Genomic DNA, 1765 nt, shown 5'->3' on the forward strand with positions numbered 1-1765 from the left:
TGCGCCACACCGGCACCCCCGCCCGCCTGCGGTACGGCTACGCCGATTACCTCGGCCCGGACGGCTTCCACGGCGATCACGTCGTGACCGAGTACTGGAACGACGCACGCGGCTGGCTGCTCGCCGACCCTCAGCTGGCCGACCCGAGGGTCCTGGACTCCTGCCACGCGGACTTCGACCCGCTCGACGTCCCCCGCGACCGCTTCCTGGTCGCGGGCGCGGCCTGGCGGGCGATCCGCACCGGCGCCGCCGACCCGGCCGCCTTCGGCGTCCACCCGCCGGACGAGGGACCGCTGAACGGCGAGCCGTTCGTCGCGCACTCCCTCCGCCTCGACCTCGCCATGCTCAACAAGGTGGAACCCCTGCTCTGGGACCTCTGGGGCCCCGCTCCCGACGCCGGCCACCCCCACCTGGCCGCCCCGCTCCGCCGACTCCACGACCAGGTCGCCCTGCTGACCTACGACGACATTGCCGTCAACGCCGTGCGCACGCTCTTCGACGAGCACGAGGCCCTGCGAACGCCGAAGACCCTCCTCTCCCTGAGCCCCTTCAAGGGCCCGCGCACGGTCACCCTCAGGTAGGCCCAGGTAGGCCACGAGACAGGTGTGACCGGACACGCTTGTTGGCCAGCACGCGTGGGGTCTGTCCAGGCTCCAGGCTGTGAGACCTATGGGACATGGTTGTTGGCCATTTCGGGACGCGTTGGAGGCCGTTGCTCTATCGATCTCGGTGGGCGTGAGTTCGAGGTTGTCGACTCGGCCGGGTGATCTTCTGGCCGGCCCGGCATGAAAGTGGGGCCTCCCGCACAGCTCGTGGGTGTCGAATCCAACCGAGCAACAGGAGGCCCCTGGTGTTGCAGTCTTCCGTGTCAGGCCCGATGTCGTCCAACTCGCCTTCCCTGACGTGTGACTGTCTCGCTCACCGGTTCGGGAATGCCGGGGACCGTCCGCACAGACGGCCGCGGTATCCGTCCGACATGAGCGAGGCGGAGTGTGCGGTCGTGCGCGACGCGCTGCCCGTCCCGGGATGGATGGAGGGCCGGGGCGGGCAGCCGGAGGGCTACTGCCACCGGCAGATGGTCAACGCGGGTGCGCTACCTGGTCGCGGGCGGCATCAGTTGGCGGACGATGCCGACGAACTTCCCCTCGTGGGACCGCGTCTACGCGTTCTTCCGCCGATGACGGGACAAGGGCCTGGTCGGCGAGTTCCACGACCGGCCTCGTCGCCGGAACCGCCTCCAATCCGAGCGCCACGGCGAGCTGGCGACAGTCCATCGCCTCCCCGCCCGCACCGCGGTCTCTGATCCACATCGCGGTTGTACCGCCCGGGTTGCTCGCCCGCGCGATCTGCGCGGCCAGAGAAGGGACTTGCTCGCCGGAGCGGGGACGGAGCGACAACTGACACCTCGACAACTACGGTCTTCGGTAAGCCCGAGCATGCCCGCCGATCGCGCTGGCACACCCGGCAAAGCTCCAAGATTCCCGACAGAGTCAAGCTGAGATCACTCGCTCTGGCGGAGTTTCGTCGTCACGGCGCATCGACGGTTTGTTGACGGCCAGAGGGAACGTCCCCGACCTCTGCCAGCCTCAGGCCGAGGCTGCGGCAACGCAGAACTCGTTGCCCTCCGGGTCGGCCATCACAACGTGGTGCCCGTCGAACTCCTGCAGGACGGCCCCGCCCGCTCTCACCAGTCGCTCAGACTCCGCCTTGATCCGCGCCCACCGCTCACCGGCACTGCCGTGTCCCGGCACCCGAACGTCGATGT

The 1765-nt window shown here is 69.2% G+C and carries 1 protein-coding gene and 1 pseudogene; one reads left to right on the top strand and one right to left on the bottom strand.

Annotation, left to right across the window (positions count from 1 at the left end; all coding sequences use genetic code 11):
• Positions 1 to 581: pseudogene (locus J0670_RS37260) on the top strand (transglutaminase domain-containing protein); the annotation flags it as partial.
• Positions 582 to 1586: 1005 nt separating this feature from the next.
• On the opposite strand, the gene J0670_RS37265 reads toward J0670_RS37260, so the two are convergent.
• On the bottom strand, positions 1587 to 1765 hold a 179-nt coding region (locus J0670_RS37265), incomplete at its 5' end, for a VOC family protein (protein WP_279383133.1).

This window comes from Streptomyces sp. FH025, assembly GCF_017427025.1.
GTDB lineage: Bacteria > Actinomycetota > Actinomycetes > Streptomycetales > Streptomycetaceae > Kitasatospora.